This is a genomic window from Micromonospora sp. NBC_01739, assembly GCF_035920385.1.
Classification (GTDB): Bacteria; Actinomycetota; Actinomycetes; order Mycobacteriales; family Micromonosporaceae; genus Micromonospora.
The window spans coordinates 3,886,314-3,901,607 of the sequence record NZ_CP109151.1 but is presented as its reverse complement, the minus strand read 5'-3'; the positions used below and the strand labels follow the sequence as shown (position 1 = coordinate 3,901,607).

General features: G+C 72.1%; 14 protein-coding genes. 7 read left to right on the top strand and 7 right to left on the bottom strand.

Annotated features, from left to right (window positions below):
- The first annotated feature begins 275 nt into the window (after positions 1-275).
- Positions 276-1,793: an adenosylhomocysteinase gene (gene ahcY / locus OIE53_RS17520; RefSeq protein WP_327022613.1), complete on the top strand. Its 1,518-nt coding sequence runs from the start codon at positions 276-278 to the stop codon at positions 1,791-1,793.
- 70 nt (positions 1,794-1,863) lie between these two features.
- Here the strand turns inward: ahcY and OIE53_RS17515 are convergent, their stop codons facing one another.
- Positions 1,864-2,019 carry a hypothetical protein gene (locus OIE53_RS17515; RefSeq protein ID WP_327022612.1) on the bottom strand — a complete coding sequence of 52 codons (156 nt, stop codon included), beginning with the start codon at positions 2,017-2,019 and terminating at the stop codon, positions 1,864-1,866.
- Positions 2,020-2,068: 49 nt separating this feature from the next.
- Complete coding sequence (locus OIE53_RS17510; protein WP_327022611.1) at positions 2,069-3,067, bottom strand: RDD family protein; 999 nt, start codon at positions 3,065-3,067, stop codon at positions 2,069-2,071.
- Positions 3,068-3,111: 44 nt separating this feature from the next.
- Between OIE53_RS17510 and OIE53_RS17505 the strand changes: the two genes are divergently transcribed.
- The gene (locus OIE53_RS17505; protein ID WP_327022610.1) at positions 3,112-4,062 is read left to right on the top strand and encodes a stage II sporulation protein M; all 951 of its coding nucleotides are present in this window, start codon (positions 3,112-3,114) and stop codon (positions 4,060-4,062) included.
- Positions 4,063-4,081: 19 nt separating this feature from the next.
- Here OIE53_RS17505 and OIE53_RS17500 read toward each other — a convergent pair whose 3' ends face one another.
- Genes OIE53_RS17500 through OIE53_RS17480 form a run of 5 tightly spaced genes read right to left on the bottom strand, consistent with a single transcriptional unit; the run spans position 4,082 to position 9,219 of the window.
- Positions 4,082-5,392: a DUF58 domain-containing protein gene (locus OIE53_RS17500; RefSeq protein ID WP_327022609.1), complete on the bottom strand. Its 1,311-nt coding sequence runs from the start codon at positions 5,390-5,392 to the stop codon at positions 4,082-4,084.
- Positions 5,389-6,375, bottom strand: a complete 987-nt coding sequence (locus OIE53_RS17495; protein WP_327022608.1) for an AAA family ATPase — start codon at positions 6,373-6,375, stop codon at positions 5,389-5,391. Before OIE53_RS17495 ends, OIE53_RS17500 begins: the two co-directional genes overlap by 4 nt.
- Entirely contained in the window at positions 6,372-7,727 is a 1,356-nt protein-coding gene (locus OIE53_RS17490) for a DUF4350 domain-containing protein (RefSeq protein ID WP_327022607.1), read from the bottom strand. Before OIE53_RS17490 ends, OIE53_RS17495 begins: the two co-directional genes overlap by 4 nt.
- Positions 7,724-8,377, bottom strand: coding sequence for a DUF4129 domain-containing protein (locus OIE53_RS17485; RefSeq protein ID WP_327022606.1), 654 nt, complete (start codon positions 8,375-8,377; stop codon positions 7,724-7,726). The genes OIE53_RS17490 and OIE53_RS17485 overlap by 4 nt, the downstream gene beginning before the upstream one ends.
- A complete protein-coding gene (locus OIE53_RS17480) occupies positions 8,374-9,219 on the bottom strand; it encodes a hypothetical protein (protein WP_327022605.1) in 846 nt (281 codons plus the stop codon). The genes OIE53_RS17485 and OIE53_RS17480 overlap by 4 nt, the downstream gene beginning before the upstream one ends.
- A gap of 214 nt (positions 9,220-9,433) precedes the next feature.
- Here OIE53_RS17480 and mtrA point away from each other — a divergent pair, with 214 nt between their 5' ends.
- The 5 genes from mtrA to hpf all read left to right on the top strand — a co-directional run bounded on the left by mtrA (position 9,434) and on the right by hpf (position 15,252).
- The gene (gene mtrA, locus OIE53_RS17475) at positions 9,434-10,123 is read left to right on the top strand and encodes an MtrAB system response regulator MtrA (protein WP_013731734.1); all 690 of its coding nucleotides are present in this window, start codon (positions 9,434-9,436) and stop codon (positions 10,121-10,123) included.
- A 13-nt stretch (positions 10,124-10,136) separates the two neighbouring features.
- Positions 10,137-11,897, top strand: coding sequence for an MtrAB system histidine kinase MtrB (mtrB, locus tag OIE53_RS17470; RefSeq protein ID WP_357528540.1), 1,761 nt, complete (start codon positions 10,137-10,139; stop codon positions 11,895-11,897).
- Positions 11,894-13,678: an LpqB family beta-propeller domain-containing protein gene (locus tag OIE53_RS17465; RefSeq protein ID WP_327022604.1), complete on the top strand. Its 1,785-nt coding sequence runs from the start codon at positions 11,894-11,896 to the stop codon at positions 13,676-13,678. The genes mtrB and OIE53_RS17465 overlap by 4 nt, the downstream gene beginning before the upstream one ends.
- A gap of 7 nt (positions 13,679-13,685) precedes the next feature.
- Entirely contained in the window at positions 13,686-14,384 is a 699-nt protein-coding gene (locus OIE53_RS17460; protein WP_327022603.1) for a ComF family protein, read from the top strand.
- 247 nt (positions 14,385-14,631) lie between these two features.
- Positions 14,632-15,252, top strand: coding sequence for a ribosome hibernation-promoting factor, HPF/YfiA family (gene hpf / locus OIE53_RS17455; RefSeq protein ID WP_327022602.1), 621 nt, complete (start codon positions 14,632-14,634; stop codon positions 15,250-15,252).
- Positions 15,253-15,294 lie beyond the last annotated feature (42 nt).

The following is a 15,294-nucleotide window of genomic DNA, read 5'->3' as shown; positions in this document are numbered from 1 at the left end:
AGGCGGAGAGTCCGGCCGACACGAGTCCGACTTTTCCGAAATAGCTTGACTCGGCTTCTGCGTAGTGTGACTCTATGAGTGCGCAGCGTTATCGCGACGAAGGTCCGAGAACGCGCGGGGGAACCAAACCGGGGGGATGTGCGGGGCGGCTGGGGGCGGACGGTGAAACGTTCGTCACTGGCCGCCCCGTGCGCTGTTCGTCATCACGGCAGCCGTCGGCGGGCAGTCGCGCGTAAAGTGAGAGACCGCGCTGCAATCGTCCGACAGGAGCATTTATGACCAGCACCCTCCCGGCGTCCGCCATCGGAACGTCGTCCGAGGTACGGCCGCGCACCCTCGCCGAAGGCGACTACCGGGTGGCGGATCTGTCGCTCGCCGAGTTCGGGCGCAAGGAGATCCGCCTCGCGGAGCACGAGATGCCCGGCCTGATGGCGATCCGTCGCGAGTTCGCCGAGGCGCAGCCTCTGGCGGGGGCGCGGATCACCGGGTCGCTGCACATGACGATTCAGACCGCCGTCCTGATCGAGACCCTGGTCGCGCTCGGCGCCGAGGTCCGCTGGGCCTCCTGCAACATCTTCTCCACCCAGGACCACGCCGCCGCCGCGGTCGTCGTCGGTCCGGAGGGCACCCCCGAGGCCCCCTCCGGAGTGCCGGTGTACGCCTGGAAGGGCGAGAGCCTGGAGGAGTACTGGTGGTGCACCGAGCAGGTGCTGACCTGGCCGGAGCCCTCGGCCGACGGTTCCGTCGTGGGTCCGAACATGATCCTCGACGACGGCGGTGACGCAACCCTGCTGGTGCACAAGGGTGCCGAGTTCGAGAAGACCGGTGCCGTACCCCCGGTGGAGTCCGCCGACTCGGAGGAGTTCGCGGTCATCCTCGGCGTGCTGCACCGCTCGCTGGCCGAGGACAACCAGCGGTGGACCCGGATCGCCGCCGGCATCAAGGGCGTCACCGAGGAGACCACCACCGGTGTGCACCGGCTCTACGAGATGCACCGGGCCGGCACCCTGCTCTTCCCGGCGATCAACGTCAACGACTCGGTCACCAAGAGCAAGTTCGACAACAAGTACGGCTGCCGGCACTCGCTCATCGACGGCATCAACCGGGCCACCGACGTGCTGATCGGCGGCAAGATGGCGGTCGTGCTCGGCTACGGCGACGTGGGCAAGGGCTGCGCCGAGTCGCTGCGTGGCCAGGGCGCCCGGGTCGTGGTGACCGAGGTCGACCCGATCTGCGCCCTCCAGGCCGCGATGGACGGATACCAGGTAGCCACCCTCGAAGACGTGGTCGAGATCGCGGACATCTTCATCACCGCTACCGGCTGCTTCGACGTGATCACCAACGAGCACATGGCCCGGATGAAGCACCAGGCCATCGTCGGCAACATCGGTCACTTCGACAACGAGATCGACATGGCCGGTCTGGCCAAGCGCTCGGACGTCACCCGGGAGAACATCAAGCCGCAGGTCGACCTCTGGAAGTTCGACGACGGCCACGCGATCATCGTGCTCTCCGAGGGGCGTCTGCTGAACCTGGGCAACGCCACCGGGCACCCGAGCTTCGTGATGTCGAACTCGTTCGCCAACCAGACCATCGCCCAGATCGAGCTGTTCACCAAGACCGAGGAGTACCCGATCGGGGTCTACGTGCTGCCGAAGCACCTGGACGAGAAGGTCGCCCGGCTGCACCTGGCCGCCCTGGGTGCCAAGCTCTCGACTCTGACCAAGGAGCAGGCCGCCTACCTCGGCGTCGCCGTCGAGGGCCCCTTCAAGCCGGATCACTACCGCTACTGATCGCCTGTCGAACCGGGTCGACCCCCTGGGTTCGGCCCGGTTCGCCATGTCCGGGCCAGGAAGGCGGGGGTCAGTGGGGGCGACCGCGACGGCTGGGGCGGACCCAGGTCCACACGCAGTAGATCAGCCAGCCCACGGAGACCAGGGCCGCCAGGGTGCGCAGCCGCAGCGCGCTGAGCAGCAGCACCACCGCCAGTACCGCCAGCCACGGCCCGAAACCCCTCACCACTGCCTCCCCGGTCTGCCCTCGACACCGGCGGCGTCGTTTCGCCCGTTCAGTGTCCGGCATCGCGGTCGGCCCCAACCTGGCGGCCCGGTGCTGCGGGGCGTACCCCGACCGGTGGGGGTGACATGCCCGGGGCGGACTCGACCGGCGTCGGGGCCCGAGTGGCCGGAGGGATCGGCACGGGGAGCGGGTCGGCCGTCGGCGAGCCGAGCTGCGGCCACAGCGCGGCGGTCAGGCCCCGTTCAGCGGCCAGCCGGTGGCGGGCCCGCCGGTGCCGCTCGTACAGGACGGCGGCCAGATAGACCGGCTCCGGCAGCCCCGGTGGTGGTGCCGGGGTGATCCGCGCGGAGACCTCCCGCCACAACTGCCGGGCCAGGTCGCTGCGGGCCGGCTCGGCGAACTGGTGACCTCGGGTCAGATACTGCCGGACGGCCAGGGCCAGATCCGGCTCCAGCCGGCTCAGATCCAGGGTGCTCGCCCAGCCGACCAGCACCGGCACGGGTGACGGCACCGGGCGCCACCTGGCCGCGGTCCGGGTGTGCACGACCAGGGTGCCGGCCACCAGGTCACCCAGCCGCCGCCCCCGGGGGTCGGTGAGCATCACCGTGGTACCGGCCACCCAGGACAGCAGCGGCAGCACCAGGCCCGGCCACTCGACGGCCACCCCGACCAGGGCCCGGGTCAGCGACTGCCGTAGCCCCACCGGGGCGCCGTCCAGGCTCACCACCCGCAGCCCGACCGCCGCCTTGCCCGGGGTGCGCCCGTCGTTGAGCCGTTCGAAGCCCACCGGGTAGCCGACCAGCAGCAGCACGACCCCGAGGGTGAACAGGGCCCGTTCCAGGGCCGTGTCCACCATGCCGTACGGCAGGGTGAACACGGCGATCACGGCGAGCACCAGGGCGAACACCAACTGGAGCAGTACGTCGATCAGCAGCGCGAGCACCCGGGAGCCGATCCGGGCGGCCCGTACGTCCAACCCGACTGCCTCACCGCTGACCAGACCGGCGTCACCCCAGGCCGAGGCGGTGCCCCCTGCTGCTGCGCTCACCCGGACAGTGAACACTATGATCGCGCGGACGGGGGTGGCTGGCGGTGGATCTCGACGCGTACGTCGCGGAGCATGGCGGAGAGTGGCGCCGACTGAGCCAGCTCTGCGGCCGGCGGCGGCTGGACCCCACCGAGGTCGACGAGTTGGTGGCGCTCTACCAGCGGGCCAGTACCCACCTGTCGGTGCTGCGCAGCCGCTCTCCCGACCCGGCCCTGCTGGGCGAGCTCTCCCAGGTGGTGCTCCGGGCCCGCGCCCGGCTGACCGGTCGACCCCGGCCCTCCTGGACGGCGGTGGGGGAGTTCCTGCTGGCAGGCTTCCCCGGGGCGGTGTGGCGGGCGGCCCCCTGGTGGTGCGCGGTGGCCACGGTCTTCACCCTGCTCACCTTCACCCTCATCGGTTTCGTCGCGGACAACCCGGAGACGGCGGCGGCCTTCATCGGTGAGGAGGAGGCCGCTCATCTCGTGGAGTCCGGGTTCGCCGGCTACTACACGGAGTTCTCCGCCCCGACCTTCGCCTTCCACCTCTGGACCCACAACGCCTGGCTGGCGGCGCAGTGCCTGGCCGCCGGGGTGCTCATCGTGCCGGTGGCCTACCTGTTGTGGCAGAACGTGGTGAACATCGGGGTGGTCGGTGGGGTGATGGTCTCCTACGATCGGGCGGACGTCTTCTTCGGCCTGATCACCCCGCACGGCCTGCTTGAGCTGACCGGCGTGTTCGTGGCCGCCGGGGTGGGGCTGCGGGTCGGCTGGGCCTGGATCGCCCCGCCGGAGCAGTTGACCCGGGGGCAGGCGGTGGCCCGAGCCGGACGTGACGCCATCCTGGTGGCCCTGGGTCTGGTCGGGTTGTTCGCGGTCTCCGCGGTGATCGAGGCCTTCCTCACCCCCGCGGCCCTGCCGGTGGCCGTACGAGTCGGTCTCGGCGCCGCCGTGTGGCTGGCCTTCCTGGCCTATGTGGTCCTGCTGGGCTCCCGGGCCAGAGCCGAGCCCGACACCTGACCCGCTGCCGCTCAGACGCTCAGAGTCGGCCGGTGGCCTTGAGGGTCAGGTAGGCGTCGGCCAGGGCGGGAGCCAGCCTGGGGGCGGCGACATCGACGACAGTCACCCCGTAGCGGGCCAGCGCAGCCGTCAGGCGGTCACGTTCGGCGAGGGTACGCCAGGCCGCTGCGGCGGCGTAGGCGTCGCGGGGGTGGCGGGGCGGGGTCTCGGTGAGCTGGGCCAGCACCGGGTCCTGGGAGGTCGCCACCAGCACCCGGTGCCGGGCGGCCAGCCGGGGCAGCACCGGCAGCAGCCCCGCGCCGAGGGCACCGGGCTCCAGGGCGGTCAGCAACACCACCAGGCTGCGCGGCCGGTGGCGGCGCAGCAGTTCCCCGGCGATCAGCTGGAAGTCGGTCTCCACCAGGGCCGGTTGCAAGGGGGCCAGGGCATGGGCCAGCCGGGGCCACTGGGCCGGCCGCTCGGCCCCGACGACCGAGGCCCGCAGCACGGCATCGGCGGCCAGCACGTCCACCCGGTCCCCGGCCCGCGCCGCCAGGGCCGTCAGCAGCAGGGCGGCGTCGATCGAGGTGTCCAGGCGGGGTTCGTCCCCCAGGCGTACGGCGGCGGTACGGCCGGTGTCCAGCACGCACACCAGTCGCCGGTCCCGTTCCGGCCGCCAGGTGCGCACCAACACCTCGGCTCGTCGGGCGCTGGCCCGCCAGTCGATGGACCGCACATCGTCACCGGGCACGTACTCGTGCAGGGTGTCGAACTCGGTGCCCGCCCCACGGCCCTGGCCGACCTGGGTCCCGTCGAGCACCCGCAGCCGGGACAGCTTCTCGGGCAGGTGTCGGCGGGACTCGAAGCGGGGCAGTACCCGCAGAGTCCAGGGTGGCGTCGGGGGTAGGCCGGTGCGCTGCCGGAAGGCCAGTCCCAGGGGTCCCAGGGACCGGACCGTCAGGGCCACCGCCGCCCGGTCCCCGCGACGGGTAGGGGTCAGCCGGCTGGGCAGGGCCGCAGTGTCCCCCGGGGGCACCTGCACCATCTGCTCCGGGGGCACCTCCGGTAGGGCTCCGGCCGAGGGCACCCAGGCATCGCGGACCTGGGCGTGCAGGGTCCGGCCGGAGCGGTTGTGCAGGTGCAGGGTGACCGTGGCGGTCTCACCGAGCCGGACACTCCGGTCGCCGTCCCGTTCTACCGTGAGCCCCTTCAGGGGTGCGGCCAGCCTGAGGTCCAGGGCGCACAGCAGCAGGACCAGACCGGTCATCACCGCCACCCCGATGAAGGGCGCGGGCCAGGCGGGCAGGGTGAGCGCACCGGCCGCGAGCAGCGCCGCCGCCCGCCAGGTCATCGTGGTGTCGGCACGGTGGCCAGCACCGTGTCCAGTACGGCGTCCACCCCGACACCCTCCAGTTCCGCCTCCGGGCGTAGCCGCAGGCGGTGTCGCAGGGTGGGTCGGGCCATCACCTTCACGTCGTCGGGCACCACATGGTCGCGCCCGGCCAGCCAGGCCCACGCCTTGGCGGTGCCGAGCAGGGCTGTCGCGCCGCGTGGGGAGGCCCCCAGTTCCAGGGCGGGGGTGGTGCGGGTGGCCCGACACACATCGACGATGTAACCGAACAGCGGCTCGGCCACATGGACCCGGCCGACCGCCGCCCGGGCCACCGCCAGGTCGGTGGCGTCGGCCACCGGGCGTACCCCGGCGGCGGCCAGGTCCCGGGGGTCGAAGCCGGCGTGGTGGGCGCGCAGCACCCCCATCTCCTCCTCCCGGGCGGGCAGCGGCACGGTGAGCTTCAGCAGGAACCGGTCCAGCTGGGCCTCGGGCAGCGGGTAGGTGCCCTCGTACTCCACCGGGTTCTGGGTGGCCGCGACGATGAAGGGGTCGGGCAGCGCATGCTGCTCCCCCTCGATGGTGACCTGCCGTTCCTCCATCACCTCCAGCAGGGCCGACTGGGTCTTCGGGGGAGTCCGGTTGATCTCGTCGGCCAGCAGCAGGTTGGTGAAGACCGGCCCTTGCCGGAAGGTGAAGGCCGCGGTACGCGCGTCGAAGATGGTGGAGCCGGTGACGTCGCCCGGCATCAGGTCGGGGGTGAACTGGACCCGGCGGGTAGACAGATCCAGCGCCGCGCCGAGGGTCCGGACCAGGAGGGTCTTGGCCACCCCCGGCACCCCTTCCAGCAGTACGTGGCCGCGGCAGAGCAGGGCGACGATCAGCCCGGTGACCACGGCCTCCTGCCCGACGACCGCCTTGGCCACCTCGGTACGCAGTCGGTGCAGGGCGGCCCGGCTGGGGTCGGCGGCCAGGGGGTCGCTGAGGGTGGCGGGTCGGGTCACCGGGGGTCTCCTTCGGAGGATCGGGGCAGCGGGGGCCGAACGGTGGGCGGGTGTGGGCCGCGGGCCACCCGGTCCAGTTCGTCGGCCAGGGTCAGCAGTTCGCGGTCGGTCTCCGGGGTGTCGCCATCCAGCAGCTCACGAACGGTGTCCGGGGACTGCCCGGTCTCGGCCGCCACCACGGCGGCGGCCTCGGGGGAGTCGGCCGGCAGGTGCAGTCGGCGTCCCAGCCGGGCCTTGGCGGCGGCCCGGAGCACCTCGGCGCTGCTCTGCTGGGCCTTGGCCCGTTGATAGAGCCGGCCCCGCCCGTACACCGTCTCCGCCCCCGTGACGGCCACCGGCAGGGGTTCCGGGGTGGGCGGACCGAAGCGGCGGGCCCGGGCCGCGGCGACCAGCAGGGCGGCCAGCACCAGCTGTGCCAGCAGGGCCCAGAACCAGGGTGGGAAGGCGGACCAGAGGGGGTTGGGGGATTGTTCCCGGCCCGGTCCCCCCGAGCCGGAGGCGTTGCCCGGGGACGCCTCACCGGCGGGGCTCTGGGTGCTGCCTCCGGCACCCAGGTCCTCCTGATCGTCATCGGGTTCGCCGTAGAGGCTCTCCTCCGGTTCCGGCGGTGGTGAGGCCTGCACGGTACTGGGGGTGGGGGGTGCGGGGGCCGGCCCGTCCAGGTCCAGCCAGACCACCCGCCCGGTGGTGGCCAGCAGAGCGGTGGCGAAGAGTTCGTTGTCCCACTCGTCGATGCGGCTGTTGCGGAAGGGGTCGCTGGCCCCCACCACGACGCTCTCGGCGGAGCCGGGCAGCCGAGCCAGCCCGGCCGAGTAGCAGAGGTCCACTGAGCCGGGTGCCCCGGTGGGGGCGTACCGCTGCCGGGCCACCGCGGCCGTAGCGCCGGTGACCTCGGGCAGCGCGCAGGGGTCGGGGAGGTGGGGGTCGACGGCCCGTGCCGCCCACCGCCGGCCCGCCGGGCGCAGCGGCATCCCGGCGGCGTCCAGCACCCGCCGGGGTGGGTCGACCAGCACCAGCCGGGTGCGTTCCGGCAGCAGGTTCAGATAGTCGAGGGTCTGTGGGTGCAGCAGTTGCGGGGCCGGGATGAACAGGGTGGCCGGACCGGATCGGGTGGCCCGCAACGCCGTCAGGGTGTCGGTCTCCCGCCGCACCTCCACGCCCCGCCCGGCCAGGCTGGCGGCCAACCGGCTGCCCCCGTCCTCCCCGGTCGCCAGGGGGGACAGGAAGCCCGCCTCGTCCGGGTCCGGCTGGTCGACCGCGCGGGTGACCAGGGTGATGGTGATGATCAGCGTGCTCAGCAGCACCGGGATCAGGATGCGGTGACGCCGCCACCGGACCTTCGGGGTGTTCATCGGGCGGACTCTCCCTGGCCCTCGACCGGGCCGCCGCCGGCCGTGGCCGATGCCGCCGCAGGGCGGTCGGCCGATGGATCGGTCAGCAGGCGGCGCAGGGTCACGGCGTGCTCCCGCAACCGGTGGTCCTGCTCGGCCGTGGCGGGGCGTTGGGCGTACCAGACTCTGGTGAAGATGGTGGCGGCGGCGCTCAGCGGCGGGTCCAGCGATGGCCGGCGGGCGGTGGCCGCCGCGACGATCTCGGTGACCGTCATGCCGGGGCGAACCCGCACCACCTCGCGGTCGGACAGGGCGCGGACCATGCCGCGCAGCCGTTCCCGGATGGCCTCGTCGTAGCGTCCCTCCGCGGCCAACCGGTCGGCCAGGGTCAGATGCTGCCCCGGTGTTCCGGTGGGCTGCGGCAACGGCAGGTCGAGGGCGTCGTCCGTGTCGACCGGGGCCGGGCGCCGCGGCCGTCGCCTGAGTCGCCGACGGAGGCGGGGGAGCCGCCAGCGTGGTCGGGGGAGTCGGCGGGGCACCCAGGCGGGGTAGGTGTACCAGCCGACGCAGATCAGCGCCGTCACCAGCACCAGCAGCAACGCGACCAGCGGGAGCGGAATGTGATCACCGAGGGCGGCGGTGGTCTCGGTCCACCAGCGAGAGAAGCTCATCCCCGCACCGCCAGCAGGGTGGCCGGCGACGCCTCGACCGGTGCCCGGGAGAGGTGGATGTCCAGCCCTTCGGTGCGGATCCGGGTCTCCAGGTGCAGGACCGCGTCCAGGCAGGCCAGCGCGGCGTAGGCGACCGTGTTGACCAAGGCCCACAGCAGTACGGCCACGGGTACGGCCCACTCCGCCACGATCAGGTCCAGTGTGGTCAGTCCGGTGAACAGACCCCAGGCCAGGCCGACCCGCAGGATCCACCAGACGAGGTAGCCGAGCAGCCGCAGGCCGGCGGCGCGCCCCTCGACCCGCAGCGCCAGGGTGGCGGATCGGCCCGGCGCCCGCCCCGCCTTGATCCCGTCCAGGGCCAGTGCCGGGGCCATCGCCCCGAGTAGCGCGAAGGCGGCGAACCAGGTCGGGCCGAGCAGGGAGGCGACCAGCATCGTGACGCCGACGACCGGGCAGAGCAGCAGGGTGGCACCCCACCGGGCGTTGCCGGGCCGCAGCAGGTCCCGGGCCCCGATCGGGCGGCCGACCAGGGCGGCACCGGCTGCCCGGGCGGCCGGGTTGCCGAGCAGCATGATGATCATCGCCTCGGTCGCCGCGCCGACCGCCAGCAGGAACAGCATGGGGCCCGGACTGCCGAGGAAAGGTGCCCACCACAGCGGCGGGTGCACACCGACGGCGCTGCGCAGGGGCAGCAGCAGAAGTTGTTCGAGGAGGGCGAGCGCGGCGGCCATGGGAAGCAGGGCCCCGGCGTGGCCGCGGAGCAGCAGCACTGCGGAGTCGAGCAGTTCACCGACGGTGAGCGGTCGTCTGGGGAGTACGGCGATCGAGCCGGCGTAGGGCACGCGCACTCCTGTCGAAGGCGGGGGCGGTGGCGCGCGGGGACGCAGCCAGGGATCATGTTGACACGCGCGGGCCGGACGCGTGGAGCCCCGGCCGGTGGGGCGGCTCGTGCGACTGATGTACCGGCTGATGCGGGGCACGGCGTGGGTGTGGGCAGTAGCGTGCCGGGATGACGCCCGAACCCCCTGAGTTGGACGGGATGGAAACATTAACCCCATGAGAGCCCGGGTACTGGTGGTCGACGACGATCCTGCGCTCGCCGAGATGCTTGGCATCGTGCTGCGTAGCGAGGGATTCATGCCTTCCTTCGTGGCGGACGGGGAGCGCGCTCTGGCCGCATTCCGCGACAATCGTCCCGATATCGTGCTGCTGGACCTGATGCTGCCCGGCATGAGCGGCATCGACGTGGCGCGGGCGATTCGCGCCGAGTCCGGCGTACCGATCGTGATGCTGACCGCCAAGAGCGACACCGTGGATGTGGTGCTCGGCCTGGAGTCGGGCGCGGACGACTACGTGGTCAAGCCGTTCAAGCCCAAGGAACTGGTGGCCCGGATGCGGGCCCGGTTGCGCCGGGGCGAGGACGCGGCACCGGAACTGCTCACCATCGGTCCCCCCGGCAACCAGATCGCCATCGACGTGCCGGCGCACACCGTCAGCCGCAACGGCGAGGAGGTGAAGCTGACCCCGCTGGAGTTCGACCTGCTGGTGGCGCTGGCCCGCAAACCGCGTCAGGTCTTCACCCGGGAGGTCCTGCTGGAGCAGGTCTGGGGCTACCGGCACGCGGCCGACACCCGGCTGGTCAACGTGCACGTGCAGCGCCTACGGGCCAAGATCGAGCCGGATCCGGAGCGACCGGAAATCATCCTCACCGTGCGGGGCGTGGGCTACAAGGCGGGTACGGGATAGCCTGGGTCGCACTGTGACCACCTCCCCGACTCCGGACCCAGACGCCACGTCCCGCCGTTCTGGCGCGGGGCGGGAGGTGTGGCGTCGGCTCAGCGGTCGGGCCGCCCGCGTGTTCGCCGGCCTGCACCACACCTGGCGTCGCTCCCTGCAGGTGCGGGTGGTCACCATCACCCTCGTGGTCTCCAGCCTGCTGGTGGGCGGCTTCGCCTACCTGATCGCCGGCAACATCACCAGCATCCTGCTGGACAACGCCAAGACCGACGTGCGGCTGCGGCTGACCAGCGGAGCGGAGTACGCGGCCAAGCAGTTCAGCCTCTACAGCCAGCCGCAGGAGGCCCAACTCCAGGAGACCATCGACGGCACGGTCAACTACCTGGCCGGGGGTGACCCCCAGCAGACCAGCGGGGTGGTCGTGGCGCTGACCGCGGACAGTGTCGGCGGCATGATCCTGCCGCGCAGCTCACCCGCGGTGGATTTCCGGCCGTTGATCAGCCCTGAGCTGCGGACGGCGGTGGCCGGGGGCAATGTGGCCAACCAGATCCAGACCGGTCGGCTGACCGGCGATCGGAACACCAAGTATCTGGTGTACGGCTCGCCGGTGCCCACCCGTTTCGGCCAGGTGGAGCTCTACTACTTCGTACCGTTGACCTTGCAGGACGCCACCGCCAGCCAGGCGCGGGCCACCGTGGTGGCCACCGGGGTGGCCCTGGTGCTGCTGCTCGGACTGCTGGCCGCGCTGGTGACCCGGCTGGTGGTGACACCGGTACGGGTCGCGGCCCGCACCGCCCAGCGGCTCTCCGCCGGGCTGCTCGACCAGCGGATGGCCGTCAACGGCGAGGACGATCTGGCCCTGCTGGCGGCCTCCTTCAATCAGATGGCCACCAACCTGCAACGGCAGATCCTGCGGTTGGAGGAGATGTCGCGGTTGCAGCGCCGGTTCACCTCGGACGTCTCACACGAGCTGCGTACCCCGCTGACCACGGTACGGATGGCAGCCGATCTGATCTTCGCCGAGCGGGAGGGGTTCGAGCCCTCCGTGGCCCGCAGCGCGGAGTTGTTGCAGGCCGAGTTGGACCGGTTCGAGGAACTGCTGACCGACCTGCTGGAGATCAGCCGGTTCGACGCGGGCTTCGCCGTCCTGGACGCCGAGCCGACCGACCTGGTGCCGGTGGTGCACCGGGTGGTGGACCGCCTCTCCGGCCTGGCCGAACGGGTCGGTGTGGAGATCGAGCTGGACCTGCCGGCGACCCCGGTGATCGCCGAGATCGACCCCCGCCGGGTAGAGCGGGTGCTGCGCAACCTGGTCGGCAACGCGGTCGAACACGGCGAGGGCAGGCCGGTGCACATCACCCTGGGCATGGACGAGACCGCGGTGGCGGTGACCGTCCGGGATCACGGTGTCGGGCTCAAGCCCGGCGAGGAGAAGTTGGTCTTCAACCGGTTCTGGCGGGCCGATCCCTCCCGGGCCCGGCAGACCGGCGGCACCGGGCTGGGGTTGTCGATCAGCCTGGAGGACGCGCGGCTGCACGGCGGCTGGCTGGAGGCGTGGGGGGCACCCGGGCAGGGTGCCCAGTTCCGGCTGACCCTGCCGGCGCGGGCCGGTGACCGGCTGATCACCTCGCCGCTGCGGCTGGTGCCGGCGGACGCCGCCCTGCCGTTCGGTGCCTCGCCCGCGGAGGACCTGCTGGCCATCGGTCCCGGACCGGACGGGGCCCTGACGGTCGGGCCGGCGACTCCGCCGGCCGCCGAGCAGCGCGCGGAGGTGGGGTCGTGAAGCGGCGGGTGCTCAGCGGTGCGCTCGGGGTGGTGCTGGTGCTCACCGGTTGTGGCATTCCGGACCGCTCCGAGGTGCAGACCGAGCAGCGTGGGCCGGCGGCGGAGGCCAGTTGGTCGCTGGGGCGGGGCAGCGAACCGCCGCCCCGGGAGGCCAGCGGAAGCGACGCCGAGGCCTTCGTCCGCAACTTCCTGGCCGCGGCGGCCGGCGAGCCGGACCGGGCCTACGAGCGGGTCAAGCAGTACATCGCGGCCTCCGAACGGGGTGGCCTTCAGGTCAAGCAGGGCAGCGAGGTGGCCCTGTCGGTGGTACGCCTCATCGACGACCCGGTGATCGAGCCGGACGTCGACAGCATGAAGGTCACCATCAGCGTGCAGCAGGTCGGTCTGCTGCGGGCCAACGGCATGCTCGTCCCACCCCTGGCCACCGAGACGACCTACGAGTTCCGCCTGATCAACGCCGGTCCGGCGGGTCAGGACGACGCCGGCTTCTACGTCAGCGAGCCACCGAACATCCTGCTGCTCAGCGACGAGGCCCTGCGCCTGTACTACCAGACCGAATCCATCTACTTCTGGAACTCCGAGCGGACCCGTCTGGTGCCCGACCAGCGGTACCTCTCCTCGGCGGTGCCCGCCGAGCGGCGGGTCAGTGAGGTGGTCCGCTGGTTGACCGCAGGCCCCTCGGACTGGCTGCGGGTCGGCGTCTCCGGGCTGCCCGACCGCACCGAGATGATCAACAATGCCACCGGCTCGGACGGCCGGTGGGAGGTCAATCTCGACATGCCCGGCGCCGACGACGTCCGGTTGGAGCAGTTCGCCACCCAACTGGCCTGGTCGCTGCTGGAGCTGGACGGCATCCTGGAGATCAAGATCCTGAACCAGTCCCGCAAGCTCGTCGACCTGGGCGAGCAGCGCACGGCGAACCAGCTCTACCAGTTGGAGGACAACGGCCGACGCTTCTGCGTGTACGAAGGCGCCGTCCACGCCCTGGCCGTGGCCAACGAGCCGATCGGCCGGGTGCCGGTGGTGGCCGAGGCGAACCGCGGGGTGTTCTCCGCGGGGTTGCGTCGGGCCGGCGACGACGTGCTGGCCGCCCTGGTGGTCGGCGCGTCCGGGGGCCGGCAGCGACTGAGTGTCGGCCGGGGCCGCGAGGTGGTGGAGAGCTTCACGGCCGGCCCCACCCACACCGCGATCGGTCGGCCGGTCTGGTTGCGCACCGACAGCGATCAGCCGGCCGGTCTGGTGGTCGCCGACGGCGAGCTGCACCGCTTCGACGACCGGGCGGTGATGCGCCCGGTGCAGCTCGGCCTGCCGGGTCGGGTCGAGGCGGTGGCCGCCGCCCTGGACGGGCACCGGATCGCCCTGATCGTCGACGGCGCCCTGTACGTGGCCGCCATCAGTTGGGAGGGCGGGGTGCCCACCATCGGGCCGGCCCGACGCCTGACCACCTCCCTGACCCGGTTGACCGCGGTCGACTGGTGGGCCGAAGGCCGGCTGCTGGTGGCCGGGGCCGCCGGTCGGCCGGCGATCTACGACGTCAGTGTCGACGGGGCCCTGGAGACCCGGCTGCGGGACGACGCCGGTGCCGAGGTCACCCACCTGGCCGCCCACCCCGCCACCCCGACCTCCCCGCTGGCCGCCAGCTTCATGTACGAGGCCAACGGGGTCACCTACCGCAACAACCCGTTCGAGCGCATCGTGCGGGAACAGGTCCAGGAGGTCACCGCCCCGCCGACCGGGGTCCGTCCGGGCAATCCCACCGCACCGGTCTTCCTCTACTGAGTCGGCAGTGCTGGGCGGGCTGTGGGCGGATCTGGCCGATCTGGCCCTGCCCACGGAGTGCGCCGGCTGTCGGCAGCGTAGCTCCCGGCTGCGGCAGGGGGTCTGTCCGGAATGTGTGACCGTGTTGCGGGCCCTGCGTCCCGGGGCGGTCCGACCGGTTCCGGCCCCGCTGGGGCTGCCGCCCTGTCACGCCCTGGGCAGCTACGCCGGGCCGTTGCGGGAGACTCTGCTCGCGTACAAGGATCATGGCCGGCACGGTCTGGCCCGGCCCCTGGGAGCGTTGCTGGCCGAGGTCGTGGCCGCCGCGGTCGGATCGGTGCGCCCCCTGGTGCTGGTGCCGGTGCCGGACACCCCGGCGGCGGCCCGGGCCCGCTACGGCGACCATCTGGGGCGGCTGGCCCGGCACTGCGCCCGCAGGCTGGGCGCGGCGGGTTGGCCGGTACGGGTGCAGCGGCCGGTGCAGGCGAGGTCCCGGCCCGATTCGGTCACCCTGGACAGCGCCGGCCGGGCGGCCACCGCTCTGGGGGCCTTCCGGGTCCGGCCGGGTGTCGGCCCCACCCCGCCCGGGGTGACCGTGGTGCTGCTCGACGACATCATCACCACCGGGTCCACCCTCGCCGCGATCAGCCAATTGCTGCGCGTACCAGGAATGTCGCCCTCGGTGGCGGCGGTTCTTGCGGCTACCGAAAAAAGGCACAAGCGGTAACCGATTGTGTTTTCGTTCACCCCTTCGTGTGTGATCTCTGCAAAATTTCCGGCCCGGGTCGGCGGCTGGGGATGACGAGGGAGCAAATAAGAGTTAGCGTTTGCTTGTCGAGGGTAGGAGATCATTAGCCCACCCCGGCGGTGAGAGGAGGCGTAGCCGTATTGACCGGTCGACGCCGAGCGGGACCCCTCCCCGGACGTGCGACCGGAGTTCTCGGAGCAAAGACCGTCCGAACGAGGGAGGTCACGTGGACATCGTGGTCAAGGGCCGTAACGTCGAAGTGCCGGATCATTACCGGGTGCACGTAGCCGAAAAACTGGCGAAGATCGAACGTTACGACCACAAACTTATCCGGGCCGAGGTGGAGCTTTTCCACGAGCGCAATCCGCGCCAGGCCGACCACTGCCAGCGAGTGGAAATCACCTGCTTCTCCCGGGGCCCGGTGATCCGGGCCGAGGCCTGCACGAGCGACTTCTACAGCGCGCTGGACACGGCCATCGCCAAGCTCGACGCCCGCCTGCGCCGCGCCGCTGACCGACGTCGCGTACACCGGGGCCGCCCGCCGGTATCGGTCGCCGCCGCCACCGCCGGCCTGCCGGTCGCCGACATGTTCTCCGCCGCCCTGAGCGCACCGGGGGCCACCGCGGTCGCCGAACGCGCCGAGGAGGACGAGTACGACGACCAGCCGTGGCACATCGCCCGGGAGAAGGTGCACCCGGCCCAGCCGATGACCGTCGACGAAGCGCTGTTCCAGATGGAACTCGTCGGCCACGACTTCTACCTGTTCCAGGACAAGGAATCCGGTCGCCCCAGTGTCGTCTACCGACGGCACGCCTACGACTACGGCATCATCTCGCTCGACATCTGACCGAGGTCGGCGCGGGTCGGGGCAGCGCCCCGGCCCGCGCCG